Origin of the sequence: Streptomyces sp. NPDC059452, from assembly GCF_042750035.1 — a bacterium.
GTDB lineage: Bacteria > Actinomycetota > Actinomycetes > Streptomycetales > Streptomycetaceae > Streptomyces.
Window position 1 is genome coordinate 141,737 of sequence record NZ_JBHYVE010000014.1, and the last position, 21,367, is coordinate 163,103.

At 71.0% G+C, this 21,367-nt stretch carries 20 protein-coding genes; 14 read left to right on the forward strand and 6 right to left on the reverse strand.

Going from position 1 to position 21,367, the window contains the following annotated elements; all coding sequences use genetic code 11:
• The first annotated feature begins 42 nt into the window (after positions 1-42).
• A complete protein-coding gene (gene hutI, locus ACFW9Z_RS20055) occupies positions 43-1,215 on the forward strand; it encodes an imidazolonepropionase (RefSeq protein ID WP_384642402.1) in 1,173 nt (390 codons plus the stop codon).
• A gap of 138 nt (positions 1,216-1,353) precedes the next feature.
• Here hutI and ACFW9Z_RS20060 read toward each other — a convergent pair whose 3' ends face one another.
• Positions 1,354-2,388, reverse strand: coding sequence for a SigB/SigF/SigG family RNA polymerase sigma factor (locus ACFW9Z_RS20060; protein WP_384642405.1), 1,035 nt, complete (start codon positions 2,386-2,388; stop codon positions 1,354-1,356).
• Positions 2,389-2,674: 286 nt separating this feature from the next.
• On the opposite strand from ACFW9Z_RS20060, the gene ACFW9Z_RS20065 reads away from it, so the two are divergent.
• The 6 genes from ACFW9Z_RS20065 (at position 2,675) to ACFW9Z_RS20090 (ending at position 8,380) form a co-directional block, all read left to right on the forward strand.
• Positions 2,675-3,043 (forward strand): STAS domain-containing protein, encoded by a 369-nt coding sequence (locus ACFW9Z_RS20065; protein WP_384642408.1) that lies wholly within the window; start codon positions 2,675-2,677, stop codon positions 3,041-3,043.
• Positions 3,044-3,241: 198 nt separating this feature from the next.
• On the forward strand, positions 3,242-3,733 hold the full coding sequence (locus ACFW9Z_RS20070; RefSeq protein ID WP_384642411.1) for an ATP-binding protein: 492 nt from the start codon (positions 3,242-3,244) through the stop codon (positions 3,731-3,733).
• A gap of 177 nt (positions 3,734-3,910) precedes the next feature.
• Positions 3,911-4,678 carry a peptidase gene (locus ACFW9Z_RS20075; RefSeq protein WP_384642414.1) on the forward strand — a complete coding sequence of 256 codons (768 nt, stop codon included), beginning with the start codon at positions 3,911-3,913 and terminating at the stop codon, positions 4,676-4,678.
• Between the two features lie 62 nt (positions 4,679-4,740).
• Positions 4,741-5,793 (forward strand): hypothetical protein, encoded by a 1,053-nt coding sequence (locus ACFW9Z_RS20080; protein ID WP_384642416.1) that lies wholly within the window; start codon positions 4,741-4,743, stop codon positions 5,791-5,793.
• Positions 5,790-6,884 (forward strand): hypothetical protein, encoded by a 1,095-nt coding sequence (locus ACFW9Z_RS20085; protein WP_384642419.1) that lies wholly within the window; start codon positions 5,790-5,792, stop codon positions 6,882-6,884. Before ACFW9Z_RS20080 ends, ACFW9Z_RS20085 begins: the two co-directional genes overlap by 4 nt.
• Before the next feature lie 14 nt (positions 6,885-6,898).
• The gene (locus ACFW9Z_RS20090; RefSeq protein ID WP_384642579.1) at positions 6,899-8,380 is read left to right on the forward strand and encodes a hypothetical protein; all 1,482 of its coding nucleotides are present in this window, start codon (positions 6,899-6,901) and stop codon (positions 8,378-8,380) included.
• A gap of 77 nt (positions 8,381-8,457) precedes the next feature.
• Here ACFW9Z_RS20090 and ACFW9Z_RS20095 read toward each other — a convergent pair whose 3' ends face one another.
• On the reverse strand, positions 8,458-9,942 hold the full coding sequence (locus ACFW9Z_RS20095) for an oligopeptide:H+ symporter (protein WP_384642422.1): 1,485 nt from the start codon (positions 9,940-9,942) through the stop codon (positions 8,458-8,460).
• 492 nt (positions 9,943-10,434) lie between these two features.
• Between ACFW9Z_RS20095 and ACFW9Z_RS20100 the strand changes: the two genes are divergently transcribed.
• Both ACFW9Z_RS20100 and ACFW9Z_RS20105 read left to right on the forward strand, forming a co-directional pair.
• Positions 10,435-11,112: a response regulator transcription factor gene (locus tag ACFW9Z_RS20100; protein WP_384642425.1), complete on the forward strand. Its 678-nt coding sequence runs from the start codon at positions 10,435-10,437 to the stop codon at positions 11,110-11,112.
• A 52-nt stretch (positions 11,113-11,164) separates the two neighbouring features.
• Positions 11,165-12,430 (forward strand): ATP-binding protein, encoded by a 1,266-nt coding sequence (locus ACFW9Z_RS20105; protein ID WP_384642428.1) that lies wholly within the window; start codon positions 11,165-11,167, stop codon positions 12,428-12,430.
• A gap of 70 nt (positions 12,431-12,500) precedes the next feature.
• Here the strand turns inward: ACFW9Z_RS20105 and ACFW9Z_RS20110 are convergent, their stop codons facing one another.
• A complete protein-coding gene (locus ACFW9Z_RS20110) occupies positions 12,501-13,019 on the reverse strand; it encodes a GtrA family protein (RefSeq protein WP_384642430.1) in 519 nt (172 codons plus the stop codon).
• A 163-nt stretch (positions 13,020-13,182) separates the two neighbouring features.
• Here ACFW9Z_RS20110 and ACFW9Z_RS20115 point away from each other — a divergent pair, with 163 nt between their 5' ends.
• The 4 genes from ACFW9Z_RS20115 (at position 13,183) to ACFW9Z_RS20130 (ending at position 16,604) form a co-directional block, all read left to right on the forward strand.
• Complete coding sequence (locus ACFW9Z_RS20115; protein WP_384642433.1) at positions 13,183-14,322, forward strand: 5-(carboxyamino)imidazole ribonucleotide synthase; 1,140 nt, start codon at positions 13,183-13,185, stop codon at positions 14,320-14,322.
• Positions 14,319-14,861, forward strand: a complete 543-nt coding sequence (gene purE / locus ACFW9Z_RS20120) for a 5-(carboxyamino)imidazole ribonucleotide mutase (RefSeq protein ID WP_384642436.1) — start codon at positions 14,319-14,321, stop codon at positions 14,859-14,861. Before ACFW9Z_RS20115 ends, purE begins: the two co-directional genes overlap by 4 nt.
• Positions 14,862-14,873: 12 nt before the next feature.
• Entirely contained in the window at positions 14,874-16,070 is a 1,197-nt protein-coding gene (locus ACFW9Z_RS20125) for a dipeptidase (protein WP_384642440.1), read from the forward strand.
• 147 nt (positions 16,071-16,217) lie between these two features.
• Entirely contained in the window at positions 16,218-16,604 is a 387-nt protein-coding gene (locus ACFW9Z_RS20130; protein ID WP_084746732.1) for a hypothetical protein, read from the forward strand.
• Positions 16,605-16,769: 165 nt separating this feature from the next.
• Here ACFW9Z_RS20130 and ACFW9Z_RS20135 read toward each other — a convergent pair whose 3' ends face one another.
• Positions 16,770-17,939, reverse strand: a complete 1,170-nt coding sequence (locus ACFW9Z_RS20135) for a GDSL-type esterase/lipase family protein (protein ID WP_384642582.1) — start codon at positions 17,937-17,939, stop codon at positions 16,770-16,772.
• Positions 17,940-18,043: 104 nt separating this feature from the next.
• Complete coding sequence (locus ACFW9Z_RS20140) at positions 18,044-19,387, reverse strand: UDP-glucose dehydrogenase family protein (RefSeq protein WP_384642443.1); 1,344 nt, start codon at positions 19,385-19,387, stop codon at positions 18,044-18,046.
• A gap of 207 nt (positions 19,388-19,594) precedes the next feature.
• On the opposite strand from ACFW9Z_RS20140, the gene ACFW9Z_RS20145 reads away from it, so the two are divergent.
• Entirely contained in the window at positions 19,595-20,752 is a 1,158-nt protein-coding gene (locus tag ACFW9Z_RS20145) for an acyl-CoA dehydrogenase (RefSeq protein ID WP_384642585.1), read from the forward strand.
• A gap of 111 nt (positions 20,753-20,863) precedes the next feature.
• Here the strand turns inward: ACFW9Z_RS20145 and ACFW9Z_RS20150 are convergent, their stop codons facing one another.
• Complete coding sequence (locus ACFW9Z_RS20150) at positions 20,864-21,331, reverse strand: hypothetical protein (RefSeq protein WP_384642445.1); 468 nt, start codon at positions 21,329-21,331, stop codon at positions 20,864-20,866.
• Positions 21,332-21,367 lie beyond the last annotated feature (36 nt).

The window sequence follows — 21,367 nt, forward strand, 5'->3', positions numbered from 1 at the left end:
GACCCGGACTTCCTCCCGGAACGCAAGGAGAACACTCTCCAGATGACGACCACCGCCGTCACCCACATCGCCAGCCTGGTCACCAATGACCCCTCCCTCGGCAACGGGACCCCCCTGGGCCTGATCCAGGACGCGGCCGTCGTCATCGAGGGCGACCGCATCGTCTGGACCGGTGAATCAAGCAAAGCACCCGCCACTGACAACGTCCTCGACGCGGCGGGCCGGGCCATGATCCCGGGCTTCGTCGACTCTCACTCGCACCTCGTCTTCGCGGGCGACCGCACCCAGGAGTTCAACGCCCGGATGTCCGGGCAGTCCTACAGCGCGGGCGGCATCCGCACCACGGTCGCCGCCACCCGCCGGGCCACCGACGACGAGCTCTCCGCCAACGTGGCCCGCTACCTCGCCGAGGCCCTGCGCCAGGGCACCACCACCTTCGAGACCAAGTCCGGCTACGGCCTCACCGTCGAGGACGAGGCCCGCGCCCTGCGCATCGCCTCCCGCCACACCGACGAGGTCACCTACCTCGGCGCCCACATCGTCTCCCCGGACTACGCCGACGACCCGGCCGGATACGTCGACCTGGTCACCGGCCCGATGCTGGAGGCCTGCGCCCCGCACGCCCGCTGGATCGACGTCTTCTGCGAGCGGGGCGCCTTCGACGGCGACCAGGCCCGCGCCATCCTCACGGCGGGCCGCGCCAAGGGGCTCGTCCCCCGTATCCACGCCAACCAGCTGACGTACGGGCCCGGTGTCCAGCTCGCCGTGGAGCTCGACGCCGCCTCCGCCGACCACTGCACCCACCTCACCGACGCGGACGTGGACGCGCTCGGCCAGGGCAACACGGTCGCCACGCTGCTCCCCGGCGCCGAGTTCTCCACCCGCGCCACCTGGCCCGACGCCCGCCGTCTCCTCGACGCGGGGGCCACGGTCGCGCTTTCCACGGACTGCAACCCCGGCTCGTCGTTCACCTCGTCCATGCCGTTCTGCATCGCCCTGGCCGTACGCGACATGGGGATGACCCCCGACGAGGCGCTCTGGTCCGCCACCGCGGGCGGCGCGGCGGCCCTGCGCCGTACCGACGTCGGCCGTATCACCCCCGGCGCCCGCGCCGACCTGGTCCTCCTGGACGCCCCGAGCCATGTCCACCTCGCCTACCGGCCGGGCGTCCCGCTGGTCAGCGCGGTGTGGCGGGGCGGGGAGCGGGTGGAGTAGTGGAGTAGCCGTACGGACCCGGGCGCCCCGGCTCCGTACCGCCGTGGGAAGCCCGGACACGCGGAAGGACCCGCCTCCGGTACGTACGTGTCCACGTACCGGATCGGGTCCTTACCGCAAGCGTTCGGACTGTTCGGCCTACTCCTCCAGGGTCAGACCCTTGCGGAGCTTGACCAGCGTCCGGGAGAGCAGCCGGGACACATGCATCTGCGAGATGCCCAGCTCCTCCCCGATCTCCGACTGCGTCATGTTGCTGACGAAGCGGAGCGAGAGAATCATGCGGTCCCGCGAGGGCAGCGCGGCGATCAGCGGCTTCAGGGACTCGACGTACTCGATGCCTTCGAGCCCGTGGTCCTCGTAGCCGATGCGGTCCGCGAGGGCGCCCTCGCTGTCGTCCTCCTCGGGCTTGGCGTCCAGCGAGCTCGCGGTGTACGCGTTGCTCGCGGACATGCCCTCGACGACCTCGTCCGGGGTGATGCCGAGACGCTCGGACAGCTCCGCCACGGTGGGCGCGCGGTCGAGCTGCTGGGAGAGCTCGTCCCCCGCCTTGGCCAGCTCCAGCCGGAGCTCCTGGAGCCTGCGCGGGACGCGCACGGACCAGCTGGTGTCGCGGAAGAACCTCTTGATCTCGCCGACGATGGTCGGCATCGCGAAGGTCGGGAACTCGACACCGCGGCTCAGCTCGAACCGGTCGATCGCCTTGATCAGGCCGATCGTGCCGACCTGGACGATGTCCTCCATCGGCTCACTGCGCGAGCGGAACCGGGAGGCGGCGAACTTGACGAGCGCGAGGTTGAGCTCGACGAGGGTGTTGCGGACGTACGCGTACTCGTGCGTGCCCTCTTCGAGGGATTCGAGGCGCTCAAAGAGCGTCTTCGACAGGGCCCTGGCGTCCAGAGCCCCCACTTCGGCGTAGGGCGGGATCTCGGGCAGGCCCTCAAGCCCCTCGGATCCCTCAAGGCCATCGGACCCCTCAAGGCCATCGGACCCCTCAAGGCCATCGGACCCCTCAAGGCCCTCGGATCCCTCAATGCCTTCGCCGGAAAAACCGGGGGTGGTGCCGGCGCGCGGGCCCGGAACGGCGCTCGCGGCGGGGGAGTCGGAATTGGTCGGTCCCTGAGGACATGCCGACGACGCGTCGCGGGTACGCGCTTCGTCGAGCCGGGGTGACATGGTTCTCCTCCATCGTTCTCGGCATATGGCTGCCGATGCCCATACGTGTTCCTGCGGTGAAGCGGCGCCTCCAAAGCCGGTCGTGTTTGAGGTGTCCCTCTACCCTTACCCGGTTCCTGCCAGCAGTTACAAGCGCCAATTGAGGTCATATGTCCGGTTTGTTGAGGTCTCCGACTACCGCGTGGCGTACGGAACGCGTACTGTTTTACGCACGTCGGCGGCAGCTCTGCATACAGCCGCACAGGCAGTGACGCGCACAGTGACGGACGGCGAAGAGGTACTGGGCATGGACCGCGGGACGGTCGGCAGTGCGAACCGGGGTCGACTTCAGGTCGAGGCCCGGACCGAGGGGCACAGCGAGGTCGTGACTCCGGTGGGTGAGCTTGATCACCACACCGCCGATCTGCTGCGGGAACCCCTGGAGAGCGCGGTCGAGCAGGGGCGGTCACGCCTGGTGGTCGACTGCTCACGTCTGGACTTCTGCGACTCCACCGGACTGAACGTGCTGCTCGGCGCCCGCCTCAAGGCGGAGGCGGTCGGCGGAGGCGTTCATCTGGCCGGCATGCTGCCGGTCGTGGCGAGGGTCTTCGAGATCACCGGCGCGGAGGCGGTCTTCACCGTCCACGCCACGCTCGAAGACGCCCTGGATACCTAGATCGGGTGCGGCGCGTTCCGCGTCGTGCCTGATGATGGCCGTGTTACGCGATCGACTGCCTGAAGTGGGTGTTGTAGCGGTGCGGCCGGGCAGGAGAGACCCCGTCGGTATCCCGTTAAGATCCGGCACACTCGGTAACTGACCATTTCCGTTCAACGGCGACATGGCGACATGGCGAATCGGTGAGGTGAAGCGCTGATGAGCACCACCCGGCAGCATCCGCCGGGCGACCTCGGCCGCGAGCCGGAAGGAGCGGGCGCGGACTCGCCCGTTCCGGCCGAGCGGCAGTGGCGCACGCTCTCCCTCGGGCAGGCCAGCGGCATCGTCCCGATGGCCCGTGATTTCGCCCGGCAGGCCCTGCACGACTGGGGTTGGCTCCCGGCGTCCAGCGCGGACCGCCGCGCGGCGGCCGAGGACGTCCTGCTGGTCGTCTCCGAGCTCGTGACCAACGCCTGTCTGCACGCGGAGGGCCCCGAGGAGCTCCGGATCGGCCGCACGCCCAAGGTGCTGCGCGTCGAGGTCGTCGACCGAGGGACCGGCCAGCCCGCCCCCCGTACGCCGCACCGCGCAGGCCGCCCCGGCGGTCACGGCATGTTCATCGTGCAGCGCCTCTGCCTGGACTGGGGCGTGCAGCGTACGCCGGAGCGGCCGGGCAAGACCGTCTGGGCGGAGCTCGCCGCCCCCGCGTGACTTCCACGCCACTCCGTACGTCGAAGAGCGCGCCGATCCGGCGCGCTCTTTGTCTTCCCTCCATCAGGCCCCGGGCGTACCTTGAGCGCCCAATCTGATGTGTCGTCAGCAATGTGCGCCCGCACGGATGGTGCGGATCCTGGCGCTCGGCGACGTCCGGCATGAGGGGATCACGAGGTGTCGAACCAGAAGCGGGCAACTCTCGCGCTGACGAGCGCACGGACGGCCGTACGGGCGAGTGCACGGGCGAGCGCACGGGCGGCTGTACCGACGGCCGTACTGACGGCCGTCGCGCTGGCGGGATCGATGGTGCTGATGGCCGCGCCCGCCGCCCACGCGGAGGTCGTGGACGTCAACTACCAGTGCGAGACGCCCATCGGGCCCAAGGGGGCGGTCTCGCCCATCGACATCAAGAGCGTCAGGAGCGGCAGTGGCTACAAGCTCACCATGTCCTTCCAGAAGGGCGTCTCCTCCAGCCCCGTCGAACTGGGCAAGGGCGCCATGAACCCGAGCGCCGTGATCGAGGTCGGCGGTGCGGAGACGGGGAAGGTCCAGGTCTCGGGACCGGCGAACGCCGAGGCGATTCCGGCCAACACCCCCATCAGGATCAGTGACTTGTCGGGGACGTACACCCCGAAGAAGAGCGGCGAGGTCACCTTCACCGCCGGAGTGCTCACCATCAAGGCACTCGGTACGACCACGACCTGTACGCCGAAGAACAGCCCCGGGCCTTCCCTGCGACTGGACGTCGAAGGCGCAGGGGGCTCGACAGGGGGCAGCGGAGGTTCCACGACCGGTGGCGGGGTCTCCGGCGGCGGTGAACTGCCGAAGACCGGCCCGCTCGACTCGGCGGTGGCGCTCGGCACACTCGGCGGGACCGTGCTGCTGACCGGGGCGGCCGGTGTGCTCTGGCTGACCCGGCGCGGACAGCGCTCCACCGGCTGAACGCCGGACAACGCCGCAGCCGCCGGCGTGAGCGAGCCGTCAGCGTGAGGGAGAGCCGCCCTGTGCCGTCATCGAACCCGTGCGTACCCAGGTCGCCGACCGCCCTGCCGTGCCTGCTCGGCCTGCTCGCCGCCCTCCTGCTCCCGCTGCTCGTCGCACCCCCGGCGGCGGCCGACGACGGCCCCGGGCCTCCGGCGGGCTGGACGGCCCGGCCCGCGGGCGGCGGGAGCAGTGGGCGGGACGCCCGGCCGTACGTCTACCTGGAGGGCACCGCATCGACGGTGCTCCAGGACCGGCTCTCGGTGACCAACCCCGCCCGCACCCCGTTGACCGTACGGCTGCGGGGCGACGGCCGGGCCGGGCCGTGGCTCCGGTTCGCGGCGGAGACCGTCACCGTGCCGCCCCGGACCCGCGCCGATGTGCCGTTCGCCCTCGCCGTGCCGGGCAACGCGGTGCCGGGTGGCCTCGCGGGGGAGATCGTGGCGGCCGGTGGGGGCGAGGAGAAGCGTGTACGCGTACGGGTGCGGATCGGCGGTCCGACGCTGACGGCGCTCACCGTGGAGGACGTCGAGGTGTCCGGGCGGACGATCCGGTACGCCCTGGTCAACCGGGGCAACGCGCCCCTGAGGCCCCGGCTGGCCGTGCGCGCGGACGGGGTGTTCGGCCCGCTGCTGGACCGCCCGGCCCGGCCCCTGCCGCTGGAGCTGGCCCCCGGCCGCCGGGTTGAGCTGACCGAACCCTGGCCCGACGCCCCGGCGTTGGACTCGGTCACCGTACGGCTGAAGGTGGTGGCGGAGGGCGGGGCGTGGGACGAGGCGGCGGCCTCGGCGGCGTACGTCCCGGTCGTACCGGTCGCCGGAGGCGGGCTGCTGGTCCTCGGCGCCCTGGCCGTGCTCGGCACGAGGGCGTACCGGCGGCGACGCGACCGTCGCAACCGCCGTGACCGCCGCGACCGGGATGGGCCGATGACCGGACCGCCGACGGAGGGCGGACCGCCGACGCAGAACGGGTCGCCGACAGAGACCGGACCGCCGCCGACCGCACAGGCTGTCCGCGAGGACCGGCAACGGGACGACAAGGAACGGCCCTTGGCGAAGACGGGAGCGGAATCGTGACGCAGCACTCCGGAGGCGGAGCCGCCCGGCACACCGCCCCGATCACCCTCCTCCTCGCCCTCCTGCTCCTCACCCTCCTCCCCGCGCTCCTCATCCTGGCCGCCCCGGCCGCCCCGGCCGCGCGGGCGGCCGATGACGGCCCCTCCGTCAGCCTCTCCAAGAAGGAGGCGGGCAAGGGCGGGGAGATCACCGTCAAGGGCGAAGGGTGGCGCCCCGAGGCCCTGTTGATGCTGCTGATCTGCGGCCGGTCCACTCCGGAGCGGGGCGTGATCGGCGGCACCAACTCCTGTGCCAACGCCGACGGCAGGGCCGTCACCACCGACAAGAAGGGCGCCTTCGCCAAGAAGCTCCCGGTCGCCGAGCCGCCGGTGCCCTGCCCCTGCGTGGTGCACGTCGCCACGGTGACCGGTGAACAGGCGCTGGCCGACGCGGTGTTCACCGTAGCGGGGCATCCCACCGCCCCGCTGCCGACGCAGACCGACGAGGGGAAGCTCGCGGTGCTGGCCACCCCCCGGCTGGAGGGCGGGAGTTCGCTCCTGACCTGGTTCGGCGCCCCGCCCGTACGGCAGTTGGTCCTCACCGTCGGCAACCTCGGTTCCGCACCCGTGGCGGACCCCGTCTTCGAGATCGGCACCGCGCACGGCGTCTTCGCCCCGCAGTGGGAGGAGCACGAGTGGCGCGGCACGATCGCCCCCGGCTCCAAGGCCCAGGTCAGGCTGCCGGTCGAGCTGTCCGCCGGAGCGCACGGCGACTACCAGGTCTCCCTGCGGTACGGGCCGAAGGTGCTGGCCGAGCAGCCGTGGGGGGTGAGCCGTCCGTGGGGCGTCACGCTCTTCTGGGTGCTGCTCTGCCTGGTCGTCCCGGCCGCCGTCTTCCGTATCGGCATGGCCGTCGTGGACAAGGTCCGCCCCCGCCCCGCCGGGACCTCGGCCCGCCACGCGCACCGCCCGCGAGCACGGCCCACGAGCACCGGTACGGCCCCGGCCCCGGCCGCGCTGCCGTGGTTCACCCAGGACTCCGCACCGCCCGACACCCGGCGTTCCGCACCGTCGGCGAACCGACCCCCACCCACGACGAAGGGACAAGCGTGAGCACGCAACGGAGGATGAGCGCGGCCGGAGTCGCGCTGATGCTCGGCGGCGCGGGCCTCGTGCTGGCCGCGAGCCCGGCGCAGGCCGCCGAGGTCAGTTACGCGACGGAGTGCGTACCGCCGCCCATTTCGGGGCTGCCCCCGGTCCAGGGCACCACGAAGGTGCAGCTGACCGCCCCGGCGGAGGCGAAGGTCGGCGACGAGATCGAGGTCGTCTGGAAGACGGTCGAGGCCGCGTCCAGGAACCCGGACGTCCTGGACCTGGGCAAGGACACGGTCAAGCCCACCGGCACCATCACGCTGGGCGGCGCGGCGAGCGGCGAGCTGAAGCTGGAGGGCCCCCGGCAGAACCCGCCCATCCCCAAGAACAGCCCCATGCTGCTGCCCGACATGACGGCCAAGCTGAAGCTGGAGACGGCCGGGGAGATCACGCTGACCCCGGGCGCGTACAACATCAACGTCTCCAGGCCGATCTCCACCGACACCAAGTGCGCCCCGAAGGAGACGGTCCGGCCGGGCGCGACGATCAAGGTGACGGCGGAGGGCTCCACGACCGGCGGCACCACCACATCCGGCGGCACCACCACATCCGGAGGAACCACATCCGGCACCACCACATCCGGAGGTACGGACGCCGGAGGAACCACATCCGGGGGAACCGACTCCGGTGGTACGACGACGGGGGCCACGGACTCCGGCGGCGCGACCACAGGCGGTACGGACGGCGGCGCCGACACCGGAGGCACCACGACCACCGGAGGCACCACCACAGGCGGCAGTTCCGGCAGCTCCGGCAGTTCCGGAGGCTCCGGCGGCCAGACCGACTTCCCCGGCAAGGAGGTCTCCGTCGCCTATGCCTGCAAGACCCCCATCGGCGACAAGAACGCCACCTCCCCGGTCCGTATCAGCGCCAAGAAGAACGGCGGCGCCTACGACCTGACCGTGAAGTTCAGCAAGTCCGTCATGGACAGCCCGATCGACATCCCGGCCGACCAGGTCAAACCGTCCATGGAGGTCAAGCTGGGCGGGGCCGACACGGGCACGGTCACGGTCGAGGGGCCGCTGAACAAAGAGGTCATCAAGACCGGCGCCCCGATCGAGATCCCGGACCTCACCGGCACGTACAAACCCGGCGCGAGCGGCACGTCCACGCTCAGCCCGGGTGTCCTGACGGTGATGGCCGCCGGTACGACGACGACCTGCACCCCGCCCGCCGATGTCGGCGTCTCCCTGGAGCTGGACACCTCGGCCCAGCCGGGCGGCGCATCCGGCGGCACGGGCTCCAGCGGCGGCGGCTCAGGCGGAACGGCCGGCTCCGGCGGAGGCGGCGCGGCGGCGTCCGGCGGCGGCACGGACTCCGGCGGCGGCCTGGCGGCCACCGGGGCCGAGGGCGACGGCGCCCTGCGCGCGCTCGGCCTGGTCGCGGGCACGGCGATCCTGCTGGGCGGCGCGGTGTTCACGTTCACCCCGTGGCGAAGGCTGCGCGGTACGCGCTGAGCCGTACACGCGAAAGGGCCGCCGCACCGGAATTCGGTACGGCGGCCCTTTCACGTGTCGCTACAGGGCGTACGGGATCAGTGGACGTCGCCCATGAGCTTCTTGACCTTGCTGCGGTACATGAAGATCGCGACACCGGCGACCACGGCGAGCGTCGCCTCCATGGCGACCACCCCGGTGCCGTTGAGCTCCACACCGGCCAGCGACAGCAGGCCCGTGGTGCAGTCGCCCGCGGTGACGGCGAGGAACCAGACACCCATCATCTGGCTCGCGTACTTCGCCGGGGCCATCTTCGTGGTGACCGAGAGGCCGACCGGGGAGAGCGTCAGCTCGGCCAGGGTCTGGATGAAGTAGATCGCGACCAGCCACATCGCGGCGGCCTTGTGGCCGTCACCCGCGATGGTCAGCGGCATCAGGAAGACGAAGAACGACGCACCGACCAGCACCAGACTGGAGCTGAACTTCACGATCGTGCTCGGCTCCTTGCCCCGCCGGTTCAGCGCCAGCCAGAAGGCGGCGAAGACCGGTGCGAGCGCCATGATCAGGACCGGGTTGATCGACTGGTACCAGGAGACCGGGAAGCCCCAGCCGAAGACGCTGTTCTCGGCCGAGGTCGTGGCGAAGATCGAGAGCGTCGAGCCGCCCTGGTCGTAGATCATCCAGAAGATCGCGGCGGCCACGAAGAACCAGATGTAACCGGACATCTTCGACTGCTCGGCCTCGCTGAGCTCCTTGTCGCGCTTGATGCGCGTCAGGACCATCACCGGAATGACGAGACCGGCGATGGTGATCGGGACCAGCAGCCAGTTCAGCGTGTAGACGCCGGTGACGACCGTACCGGTGTAGAACACGGCCGCGATGCCGAGCCAGATCATCGACTTGCGCAGGGTCGAGGCGCGCTCGTCCTTGGAGAGCGGCTTCGGGACGACGAGGCTGCGCTCGCTCAGGTGGCGGGTGCCGAGCAGGAACTGCAGCACACCGAGGCCCATGCCGACCGCGGCGAGGGCGAACCCGAAGTGCCAGCTCCACCGCTCACCGACGGTGCCGATCACCAGGGGCGCCGCGAAGGCACCCATGTTGATGCCCATGTAGAAGATGGTGAAGCCACCGTCGCGGCGCGGGTCCTGCGGGCCGTCGTAGAGGTGGCCGACCATCGTCGAGATGTTGGACTTCAGCAGACCGGAACCTATGGCCACGAGGCCCAGGCCGGCGAAGAACGTGCCCTCGGAGGGCAGAGCCAGGGTCAGGTGCCCCAGCATGATGACCCCGCCGGCGATGGCGACGGTCTTGCGCGGGCCCCAGACCCGGTCGCCGAACCAGCCGCCGGGCATCGCGAGCAGGTACACCAGCGACAGGTAGACCGAGTAGATCGCGGTCGCCGTGGCGGGGTTCATGTCGAGCCCGTTGGGCGCGATCAGGTAGAGCGGGAGCAGTGCCCTCATGCCGTAATAGCTGAAGCGCTCCCACATCTCCGTCATGAAGAGAGTGGCCAGGCCGCGAGGGTGGCCGAAGAAGGTCTTCTCGCCGGAACCGGCCGAGTCCTTCGTCAGGCTGGACGCCATGATCGATCCTTGCTGGTCGGGACGCGCTCGCCTCGTGAGCGGTACGCGCCCGGTGGGGGGCAGCCGGCACCGGCGCGGCCACGCCCCATCCCCACGCCTGAGGGGACGTGCCCCGGGGCCGGGCTCCGGATGGGAGCGTGCGGCGGCGGGGCGGGGAAGAACCGCGTCGGGATCCACACCCGGCACGTGTCCTCCACGCTCCGGGCCCGGCTCACAGGTCATTCACTCGATACGGGCCGGCGTGAACCGGTCCAGCACACAGAAGAGACCCTTGGCGCTCATGGCGGCCCAAAGGTCCTTGCGTAGTGCATCAGGCGTCGGGACACCATACGACACGACACAGCGGGATATGAAAGGACTTGAGACATGGATCACAGGTGATGATGGAACCAGGCTCCCATATTCAAAGGTCACTATCCGCTTTGAGGCGCTGAGCCGCAGGCGCTGACGAGGACCTCACTCCGGACGCCCCGGCCGGACTACCATCAGTCCATGACCCGTGTACTGCTCGCCGAGGACGACGCATCCATCTCGGAGCCACTGGCCCGCGCACTGCGTCGGGAGGGTTACGAGGTCGAGGTCCGCCAGGACGGCCCGTCGGCGCTCGACGCCGGACTCCAGGGCGGGATCGATCTCGTGGTCCTCGATCTGGGGCTGCCCGGGATGGACGGCCTCGAAGTCGCCCGCCGACTGCGTGCCGACGGCCACACCGTGCCGATCCTCGTGCTGACGGCCCGCGCCGACGAGGTCGACACCGTGGTCGGCCTGGACGCCGGGGCCGACGACTACGTCACCAAGCCCTTCCGCCTCGCCGAGCTCCTCGCCCGGGTCCGCGCCCTGCTCCGCCGCGGCGCCGCCGAGCCCGTCGCGCAGCCCGCGACCCACGGCGTCCGGATCGACGTCGAGTCGCACCGGGCCTGGATGGGCGAGGAGGAACTCCAGCTCACCGCCAAGGAGTTCGACCTGCTCCGGGTCCTGGTCCGGGACGCGGGCCGGGTCGTCACCCGCGACCAGCTGATGCGCGAGGTCTGGGACACCACCTGGTGGTCCTCCACCAAGACGCTGGACATGCACATCTCCTGGCTCCGCAAGAAGCTGGGCGACGACGCCGCCAACCCCCGCTACATCGCCACGGTCCGGGGCGTCGGCTTCCGGTTCGAGAAGAGCTGACGTACGAAGCACCCATGCACCTTGACGATGTACGCCGACACAACCGGCTGCCATGCGCCGCCGGCTGATCAACTCCACGCTCGCCGTGGTCCTCGTCGTCATCTCCGTCTTCGGCGTCTCGCTCGTCATCGTCGAGACGCGCACCATCAGCAGCAGCGCCCAGGAGAGCGTCGAATCCGAGGCGCTGCGGCTGATCAGCGTGGTGGAGGGGCGGCTGCTGGGTGACGAGCGGGTCAACCCGGACGTGCTGTCCGAGCAGATCGACCCCAAGCGGTTCGCCCTGATCGAGATCTCCGGCCGGGAGCCCATCATCGTCGGCGAGCGCCCCGAGGGCAGCGTCCTGCGGGCCGTCGAGACCGGCGAAGGGGGCGCCAAGGTCACCGTCGAGGAGTCCCGCTCGGCCGTCACCCGCGAGGTGCTGCGCACCCTCCTGATCATCGGCGCGGTGGCGCTGCTCGCGATCGTCTCCGCCGTACTCCTCGCCGTACGCCAGGCCAACCGGCTCGCCTCCCCGCTCACCGACCTCGCCGAGACCGCCGAACGCCTCGGCTCCGGCGACCCCCGCCCGCGCCACAAGCGGTACGGGGTGCCCGAGCTGGACCGGGTCGCCGACGTCCTGGACTCCTCGGCCGAGCGGATCGCCCGGATGCTGACCGCCGAGCGGCGGCTCGCGGCGGACGCCTCGCACCAGTTGCGTACGCCGCTGACCGCGCTCTCCATGCGGATCGAGGAGATCTCGGTGACCGACGACCCGGAGACGGTGAAGGAGGAGGCGAACATCGCGCTGACCCAGGTCGAGCGCCTCACCGACGTCGTCGAGCGGCTGCTGACCAACTCCCGGGACCCGCGTACCGGCTCCGCCGTCGTCTTCGACCTGGACGAGGTCATCAAGCAGCAGATCGAGGAGTGGCGCCCCGCCTACCGCTCCACGGGCCGCGCGCTGGTCTGCTCCGGGAAGCACGGTCTGCGGGCGGTCGGTACCCCGGGCGCGGTCGCCCAGGTGCTGGCAGCGCTGATCGAGAACTCGCTGATGCACGGCGGCGGCACCGTCGCCCTGCGCACCCGCGTCACCGGCAACCAGGTGGTCATCGAGGTCACCGACGAGGGCCCCGGCGTCCCCGCCGAACTCGGGGCGCGGATCTTCGAGCGGACGATCAGCGGCCGCAACTCCACCGGCATCGGCCTCGCCGTCGCCCGGGACCTCGCGGAGGCGGACGGCGGCCGGCTGGAACTGCTCCAGCAGCACCCGGCGGTCTTCGCGCTCTTCCTCAGCCGGACCCAGCTCGACCGCAAGGACCCGGAACGCCCGGTGCGCTGAGCGCGGGAGGAGCCGGAGGAATCAGTTCCGTACGGGATCGGGACCCCCGGTTCCGTACGGGATCGGGGCCTCAGTTCCGTACGGGATCGGGCTCTACGGTCTCCGACGGCCGCCGCTGCTCCAGAAACCGTTCCGCGGGGGGCACGGCCTCCTTGGGGGGCAGGGTCTTGAAGACCCAGGTCCGGTAGGACCAGAAGCGGAAGAGCGTGGCGATCCCGATGCCGAGGATCTTGAAGATGTTGCTCTGGACCGGGGTGTTCCAGCCGAAGCCGTACGTGGCCAGGTACAGCACGCCCGTCTCGATCACCGCGCCCGCCGCGCTGAACAGCAGGAAGAGCGTCAGCTCGCGGGTCCGGCCGGTCTTGTCGCGCTCCCGGTAGGTCCAGTAGCGGTAGCCCACGTAGTTGAAGAGGATGGCGACGAAGGTCGCCAGCAGGCTCGCCCGGACCACCGGAAGGTCCGTGGTGTGCCGGAGCAGGTTGAAGACCGCGATGTTGACCAGCAGGCCGGCCCCGCCGACCGCGCCGAACTTGGCGACCTCCCGGGCCAGCAGATCAAGCCGGGTCCGCAGTGCGCCCCGTTCGCTCATGGTGATCGCTCAGTCCGTCCGTTCGATGGCGTCGACGGAGTTTCGTCAACCCGGACATGCTAACCAGCCCTTCCGTGTGATGCCCGTGTGATGCCGGGGAGCCCGCCGGGGTAGCACCCGGACGGCGTCGGAGGCGCCCCGGCGCGCCGGATACCCTGGAGTCGTGACGTTCCCGGTAGTCGGCATGGTCGGCGGCGGTCAGCTCGCCCGTATGACCCACGAGGCGGGTATCCCCCTCGGCCTGAAATTCAAGCTCCTCAGTGACACGCCCCAGGACTCGGCGGCCCAGGTGGTCAGCGAGGTCGTCATCGGCGACTATCGCGACCTGGACACGCTGCGCGCCTTCGCGCGCGGCTGCGACGTGATCACCTTCGACCACGAGCACGTGCCCACCGAGCACCTGCGGGCCCTGGAGGCGGACGGCATCCCCGTGCGCCCCGGCCCCGATGCCCTGGTGCACGCGCAGGACAAGGGGGTGATGCGCGCCAAGCTCACGGAGATCGGGGCCCCCTGCCCCCGTAACCGCATCGTGAGCGACCCGGCCGACGCCGCCGCGTTCGCCGAGGAGGCCGGGGGCTTCCCCGTCATCCTCAAGACCGTGCGCGGCGGGTACGACGGCAAGGGCGTGTGGGTGGTCCGCTCCGAGGCGGACGCGGCCGATCCGTTCCGCGCCGGGGTCCCGGTCCTCGCGGAGGAGAAGGTCGACTTCGTACGGGAGCTGGCGGCCAACATCGTCCGCTCGCCGCACGGCCAGGCCGTCGCCTACCCGGTCGTCGAGTCGATCCAGGTCGACGGGGTCTGCGACACGGTGATCGCCCCCGCCCCGGACCTGCCCGAGGAGCTGGCGGGCGAGGCCCAGCAGCTCGCGCTCCGCATCGCCGCCGAGCTGGACGTCGTCGGCCACCTCGCGGTGGAGCTGTTCGAGACCCGCGACGGCCGCATTCTCGTCAACGAGCTGGCCATGCGCCCCCACAACTCGGGCCACTGGACCCAGGACGGCGCGATCACCTCCCAGTTCGCCAACCACGTACGGGCGGTCCTCGACCTCCCCCTCGGCGACCCGCGCCCGCGCGCGCCCTGGACGGTCATGTGCAACGTCCTGGGCGGTGACTACCCGGACATGTACCAGGCGTACCTGCACTGCATGGCCCGCGACCCGCAGCTCAAGATCCACATGTACGGCAAGGACGTGAAGCCCGGCCGCAAGGTCGGCCACGTCAACACCTACGGCGACGATCTGGCGGACGTGCGGGAGCGCGCCCGGCACGCGGCCGACTATCTGCGAGGAACGATCACCGAATGACTTCCCCCTCCGCACCGGCCGCCCCCCTCGTCGGCATCGTGATGGGCTCGGACTCCGACTGGCCCGTCATGGAGGCCGCGGCCAAGGCGCTCGACGAGTTCGAGATCCCGTACGAGGTCGACGTCGTCTCCGCCCACCGCATGCCGCGCGAGATGATCGCGTACGGCGAGGAGGCGGCGGGCCGCGGTCTGCGGGCGATCGTCGCGGGCGCGGGCGGGGCCGCCCACCTGCCCGGGATGCTGGCCTCGGTCACCCCGCTGCCGGTCATCGGCGTCCCGGTGCCCCTGAAGTATCTGGACGGCATGGACAGCCTGCTCTCCATCGTCCAGATGCCCGCCGGGGTGCCCGTCGCCACCGTCTCGGTCGGCGGCGCGCGCAACGCGGGCCTGCTCGCCGCCCGTATCCTCGCCGCGCACGACCCCGCGCTCCAGGACCGGATGGGCGAGTTCCTCTCGGAGCTGAACGCCCAGGCCACGGAGAAGGGCAAGCGCCTGCGGGCCAAGGTCCAGGGCTCCGACTCCTTCGGCTTCGGAAAGTAGGGAGCGGCCTCCATGGACCACCTCGCCCGCGCCCGCGAGCTGCTCGCCGTCCACCCCGTCGTGGACGGCCACAACGACCTCCCCTGGGCCCTGCGCGAGCAGGTCGGCTACGACCTGGACGCCCGGGACATCGCCGCCGACCAGCGCGGCCTGCTCCACACCGACCTGGCCCGGCTGCGGGCGGGCGGGGTCGGCGGCCAGTTCTGGTCGGTGTACGTGCGCACCGACCTGACCGGCGACGCGGCGGTCAGCGCCACGCTGGAGCAGATCGACATCGTCGCCGAGCTGATCGCCCGCTACCCCACCCACCTGCGGCGCGCGCTCACCGCCGACGACCTGGAGAAGGCGCGCGCCGAGGGGCGCATCGCCTCCCTGATGGGCGCCGAGGGCGGCCACTCCATCAACAACTCGCTGGGCACCCTGCGCGCCCTGCACACCCTGGGCGTCCGCTATATGACGCTCACCCACAACGACAACATCGACTGGGCCGACAGCGCCACCGACCTGCGCCGCCTCGGCGGCCTCTCCGCCTTCGGCCACGAGGTCGTCCGCGAGATGAACCGCATCGGCATGCTGGTCGACCTCAGCCACGTGGCGGACGGCGTCATGCGCGACGCGCTCGCCACCAGCACCGCGCCGGTGATCTTCTCGCACTCCTCGGCCCGGGCCGTCTGCGACCACCCGCGCAACATCCCCGATGACGTGCTGGCCGCGCTCCCGGCCAACGGCGGCGTCGCGATGGCGACCTTCGTCCCGAAGTTCGTGCTGCCCGCCGCCGTCGCCTGGACCCTGGCCGCCGACCGCAACATGCGCGAGCACGGCCTGCACCACCTGGACACCACCCCGCAGGCGATGCGCATCCACGAGGACTTCGAGGCGGCCCACCCCCGCCCCCAGGCCACGGTGGCGACCATCGCGGACCACCTGGACCACATGCGCGAGGTCGCGGGCGTCGACCACATCGGCATCGGCGGCGACTACGACGGCACGGCGTTCACCCCGTACGGCCTGGAGGACGTCTCCGGCTACCCGAACCTGATCGCGGAGCTCCTGCGGCGCAACTGGTCGGAGGGCGACCTCGCCAAGCTGACCTGGCAGAACGCGGTACGGGTGCTGCGCGACGCGGAAGCCGTGGCCCGCGACGAGCAGAGCACGCGCGGCCCGTCCCACGCGACGATCGAGGAGCTGGACGGGCGCCGACTGCGGTAGGCACCGCGCCGGGCCCTGCGGGACTTTTCGTAGTACTTCTGGCGACACGGTGAATTCGGGCAATCATCCCCGTATCTGACGCGACCTCATGTTAGGGATAGCTGGCAGGAATCCCCTCAAGGAATCCCTAACAGGAGGTACGCAACGATGCGCACGAATCTTCTCCGTGTCACGACCGCGCTCGGTGCCGCGGCGGTGCTCACCCTCGGCGGCGCGGGCGTGGCCGCGGCCGACAGCGTCGGCAGCTCGGGCATCGGGAACTCGGGCGTCGGGAGCGCGGGCGCCTTCAACGGCGGCGCCGGCAACGCGGGCATCGGCAACTGGGGCCTGGGCAACGCGGGCATCCACAACGTGGGCGTCGGCAACGCGGGCGGCTTCAACGGCGGCGTCGGCAACGCGGGCCTGGGCAACTGGGGTTGGGGCAACGCAGGTATCGGCAACACCGGCATCGGCAGCCACGGCCACGGCAACTCGGGCATCGGCAGCTCCGGCATCGGCAACACGGGCGTGGGCAGCTCCGGCATCGGCAACTGAACCGCGTATCACCCCTGGCATCGGTAACCGAACCGCGTATCACCCCCCGGCATCGGTAACCGAACCGCGCATCACCCCGGCCGACGCCGGGCGGCACTCCTGGGCCGGCCCCCGCTCCACCGGTGGCCGGCCCAGGCGCGTACAGCAGGAGGCAGGGCGCAGGCCCTACGAGCCGCCCGCCGCCCCCGCGAACGGTCCCCCCGCCCCGAAGGCGAACGCCCCGAAGCGCTCGCCCATGCGGCGGTGGGCGGCAGGGCCCGGGTGGAGCCCGTCCGGCAGCGGCAGCTCGACGGCGTCGGCCTCGCCGTACAGTTCGCGCCCGTCCAGGTAGGACAGCCGCGGGTCCTCCGCCGCCCGCTCCTCCACGATCCGGGCCAGCTCCTCCCGTACGACCCGCAGGTTCAGCTTCCCGAGAGCCACCTCCGCCGGGTCGCCCAGGGCCTGGAACTCCACCTTCCCGTCGCGGAAGTCCGGGGCGGCGGGCCCCGGAGTCTCCTCCTGCATGGGGCAGAGGACGGGCGAGACGACCAGCAGCGGCGTGCCGGGGTGCCCCTCGCGGACGGTGTCGAGGAACCCGTGCACGGCGGGCCCGAAGGCGCGCAGCCGCATCAGATCGCGGTTGACGATATTGATGCCGATCTTGACGCTGATCAGGTCGGCCGGGGTGTCCCGCAGGGCGCGCGCGGTGAACGGATCGAGCAGCGCGCTGCCGCCCAGCCCGAGGTTGACCAGCTCCACGCCTCCTCTCGCGGCGGCCAGGGCGGGCCAGGCGGTGGCGGAGCTGTCGGCGGCGGACCCCTGGCTGATCGAACTGCCGTGGTGCAGCCACACCCGCCGCCCGCCCGGCGCCACGGCCGTGACGGGGGCGTCGGTGCGCAGCCGGATCAGCTCGGTGGTCTCGGTGTACGGCAGCCAGATCTCGACGGCCTTCTCCCGCCCGGCCAGCCCGTCGAACCGGACGCTGCCGACGGGCCCGGGAACGGTCTCCCGCGACCCGTCCGCCAGATCGGCCAGCACCAGATCGCCCCCGCTCGCGGTGGACCGCCCGGCCGGCTCCCCGTCGACGTACAGGTCGTACGCACCGTCCGGGCGGGGCGGGACGCCCCGGTAGCCCAGGACCGTGCGGTGGACGTCCAGCTCGACGGCGGTGGCCCGGGTACGGAAGACCAGCCGCACCCCGGAGGGCTGGGACTCGGCCTGCGCCACCTGTTCGTCGCCGCCGGACTGGGCGCGGGCCCGGGCGGGCAGCCGGTGCGGGAGGAGGCCGCCGCGCGCGGTGCGCTCCAGATCGAGGGCGCCGCGTACGAGGTCGTGGGTGAGGGGGGGGTGATCCAGCCGGGGGAGCGGGTCACGGGGGCGGGATCGGAGCCGTACGAGTGGTCCATACCCTCAGCCTGTCCACAAATCAGACCTTGAGCCCCCTTGCGTACGGCAGCGGCTCAGGCCTTCGGCCGCCCCATCGCCCGGTACGTCCACCCCGCCTCGCGCCACACCGCACTGTCCAGCGCGTTGCGCCCGTCCAGGATGATCCGGCGGGACACGGCCTCGCCCAGCTCCGCCGGGTCCAGCTCGCGGAACTCGCGCCACTCCGTCAGGTGCAGCACCACGTCCGCGCCGCGCACGGCCTCCAGCGCGGAGTCGGCGTAACCGAGCGTCGGGAAGAGCCGCCGGGCGTTGTCCATCCCCTTCGGGTCGAAGACGGTCACCTGACCGCCCTGGAGGTGGATCTGCCCGGCCACGTTGAGGGCGGGGGAGTCGCGTACGTCGTCGGAGTCCGGCTTGAACGCGGCGCCCAGGACGCCCACCCGGGTGCCGAGGAACGAGCCGCCGCCGACGGCCTCCCGGGCCAGCTCGACCATGTGGCCGCGGCGGCGCATGTTGATGGAGTCGACCTCGCGGAGGAAGGTGAGGGCCTGGTCCGCGCCGAGCTCCCCGGCGCGCGCCATGAAGGCCCGGATGTCCTTGGGCAGGCAGCCGCCGCCGAAGCCGATCCCGGCCCGGAGGAACTTCTTCCCGATGCGGTCGTCGTGCCCGATGGCCTCGGCGAGCTTCACGACGTCCCCGTCGGCGGCCTCGCAGACCTCGGCCATGGCGTTGATGAAGGAGATCTTGGTGGCGAGGAAGGAGTTGGCGGAGGTCTTCACGAGCTCGGCGGTGGGGAAGTCGGTGACAACAAAGGGGGACCCCTCCGCCACCGGCACGGCGTACACCTCGCGCAGCAGCTTCTCGGCCCGCTCGCTCTCCACGCCGACGACGATCCGGTCGGGGTGCAGGGTGTCGTCGACGGCGAAGCCCTCACGCAGGAACTCCGGGTTCCAGGCCAGCTCGGCGGCCGCGCCGACCGGGGCCAGCTCCGCGAGGCGGGCGGCGAGGCGCCCGGCGGAGCCGACGGGGACGGTCGACTTGCCGACGACCAGGACGGGCCGGGTCAGATGCGGGGCCAGCGACTCGAAGGCGCTGTCCACATAGCTCATGTCACACGCGTACTCGCCGTGCTTCTGCGGGGTGTTCACACAGACGAAGTGCACGTCCCCGAACTCCCCGACCTCCTCCCAGGAGGTGGTGAAGCGCAGCCGCCCGGTGGAGCCCGCGATCCCGGCGACATGCCGCTGGAGCATGTCCTCCAACCCCGGCTCATACATCGGCACGCGCCCGCTGGAGAGCAGCTCGACCTTCTCCGGTACGACGTCGAGCCCGAGGACCTCGAACCCCAGCTCGGCCATGGCCGCGGCATGGGTGGCGCCGAGATAGCCGGTGCCGATCACAGTGATCCTGAGGGCCATGGGTGCTCCTGGAAGGTACGGAAAGACGTGCGAACCGAGCATAGTCGCGGCGGGGAACCCCGGATTTCGCCGCCCGACAAGCAACTGTCTGTCCGTTCTGCCCGACCCCTGTCATCAAGCTCACGTGGCACGCGCGTATGCCCTCCCAGCCCTTCCGCACTAAAATTGAGTTACTTAACGGTAGTTAGCATCTGGGGAGTGAGCGTCTTGGCGGGTTCGACCGATTTCGACCTGTACCGTCCGGCCGAGGAGCACGACATGCTCCGGGAGACCATCCGTTCGCTCGCCGAGACGAAGATCGCCCCCTTCGCCGCCGCGGTGGACGAGGAGAGCCGCTTCCCGCAGGAGGCGCTGGACGCCCTGGTCGCCTCGGACCTGCACGCCGTCCACGTCCCGGAGGAGTACGGCGGCGCCGGCGCCGACGCGCTCGCCACGGTCATCGTGATCGAGGAGGTGGCCCGAGCCTGCGCCTCCTCCTCCCTGATCCCGGCCGTCAACAAGCTCGGCTCGCTCCCGGTGATCCTCTCCGGCTCCGAGGAACTGAAGCGCAAGTACCTGGGCCCGCTGGCCAAGGGCGACGCGATGTTCTCGTACGCGCTCTCCGAGCCGGACGCGGGCTCGGACGCGGCGGGCATGAAGACGAAGGCCGTGCGCGACGGCGACTTCTGGGTGCTCAACGGCGTGAAGCGCTGGATCACCAACGCGGGCGTCTCCGAGTACTACACGGTCATGGCGGTCACCGACCCCACCAAGCGCTCCAAGGGCATCTCGGCGTTCGTCGTGGAGAAGTCCGACGAGGGAGTCTCCTTCGGCGCCCCGGAGAAGAAGCTCGGCATCAAGGGCTCCCCGACCCGTGAGGTCTACCTCGACAACGTCCGTATCCCCGCGGACCGCATGATCGGCGAGGAGGGTACGGGCTTCGCCACGGCGATGAAGACCCTGGACCACACCCGCATCACGATCGCGGCCCAGGCCCTCGGCATCGCCCAGGGCGCGCTGGACTACGCCAAGGGATACGTCCAGGAGCGCAAGCAGTTCGGCAAGCCGATCGCGGACTTCCAGGGCATCCAGTTCATGCTGGCCGACATGGCGATGAAGCTGGAGGCGGCCCGCCAGCTCACCTACGCGGCCGCCGCCAAGTCCGAGCGCGTCGACGGCGACCTCACCTTCTTCGGCGCCGCGGCCAAGTGCTTCGCCTCCGACGTCGCCATGGAGGTCACCACGGACGCGGTCCAGCTCCTCGGCGGCTACGGCTACACGCGGGACTACCCGGTGGAGCGGATGATGCGCGACGCCAAGATCACCCAGATCTACGAGGGCACGAACCAGGTCCAGCGGATCGTGATGGCCAGGAACCTTCCGTAACTTCTGACCTGCGCGAGCAGCGAGGCCCCCGGCTCGATGCCGGGGGCCTCACTGTTCGTACAGGTCAGACGGCTGCGGCATGCTCGGTGGGGTCGTCCGCCGCCGCTTCGACTACTCCAGCGGGCAGGGCAGTTCGGGACTGGAACGATTCGGGGAACAGGTCACCAGGGCGACCGAATGGAAGACGGTTCCGTTCAGGTAGTGCCCCAGGGACACGTCTCCACCCCAGGCCAGCCGTTCCACAGCAGCCTGCACCAGAAGGGCCAGCCGCGTCACTTCCCGATCCGCTTCCGATGCGAACCGGTTCGCGAACTCGGCCAGCTGGAGGCCGAGCCAATCCCCGGCCTCCTTCGGCTCCTCCCATGTGCCCCGCACCATTGAGGCCGGTTTCCTGAGCCAGTGAGCTGTCTGAATCGGAGGAACGCCCGTTGCCGGGAAGTCGGCCACCGCATTGCGGTACCGCTCCCTCAACGCTTCCTCGATTCCCACGGGCGGGGCGTGCTCCGGCGGCGGTCGCCGGATGCTCTCGTTGTCGAACGCCCTCTTCTCTCCGACCCATGCGTAACCGTGGTGGTGCACTGCCGCTCCGTTTCGGGAATGCTGACGGCCCCGCCC

What these genes read in the sequence shown, in the direction of transcription:
- hutI (WP_384642402.1), top strand. Translation starts at nt 43, where the DNA reads ATGACGACCACCGCCGTCACCCACATCGCCAGCCTGGTCACCAATGAC.
- ACFW9Z_RS20060 (WP_384642405.1), bottom strand. Translation starts at nt 2,388, where the DNA reads ATGTCACCCCGGCTCGACGAAGCGCGTACCCGCGACGCGTCGTCGGCA.
- ACFW9Z_RS20065 (WP_384642408.1), top strand. Translation starts at nt 2,675, where the DNA reads ATGGACCGCGGGACGGTCGGCAGTGCGAACCGGGGTCGACTTCAGGTC.
- ACFW9Z_RS20070 (WP_384642411.1), top strand. Translation starts at nt 3,242, where the DNA reads ATGAGCACCACCCGGCAGCATCCGCCGGGCGACCTCGGCCGCGAGCCG.
- ACFW9Z_RS20090 (WP_384642579.1), top strand. Translation starts at nt 6,899, where the DNA reads ATGAGCGCGGCCGGAGTCGCGCTGATGCTCGGCGGCGCGGGCCTCGTG.
- ACFW9Z_RS20095 (WP_384642422.1), bottom strand. Translation starts at nt 9,942, where the DNA reads ATGGCGTCCAGCCTGACGAAGGACTCGGCCGGTTCCGGCGAGAAGACC.
- ACFW9Z_RS20100 (WP_384642425.1), top strand. Translation starts at nt 10,435, where the DNA reads ATGACCCGTGTACTGCTCGCCGAGGACGACGCATCCATCTCGGAGCCA.
- ACFW9Z_RS20105 (WP_384642428.1), top strand. Translation starts at nt 11,165, where the DNA reads ATGCGCCGCCGGCTGATCAACTCCACGCTCGCCGTGGTCCTCGTCGTC.
- ACFW9Z_RS20110 (WP_384642430.1), bottom strand. Translation starts at nt 13,019, where the DNA reads ATGAGCGAACGGGGCGCACTGCGGACCCGGCTTGATCTGCTGGCCCGG.
- purE (WP_384642436.1), top strand. Translation starts at nt 14,319, where the DNA reads ATGACTTCCCCCTCCGCACCGGCCGCCCCCCTCGTCGGCATCGTGATG.
- ACFW9Z_RS20125 (WP_384642440.1), top strand. Translation starts at nt 14,874, where the DNA reads ATGGACCACCTCGCCCGCGCCCGCGAGCTGCTCGCCGTCCACCCCGTC.
- ACFW9Z_RS20130 (WP_084746732.1), top strand. Translation starts at nt 16,218, where the DNA reads ATGCGCACGAATCTTCTCCGTGTCACGACCGCGCTCGGTGCCGCGGCG.
- ACFW9Z_RS20140 (WP_384642443.1), bottom strand. Translation starts at nt 19,387, where the DNA reads ATGGCCCTCAGGATCACTGTGATCGGCACCGGCTATCTCGGCGCCACC.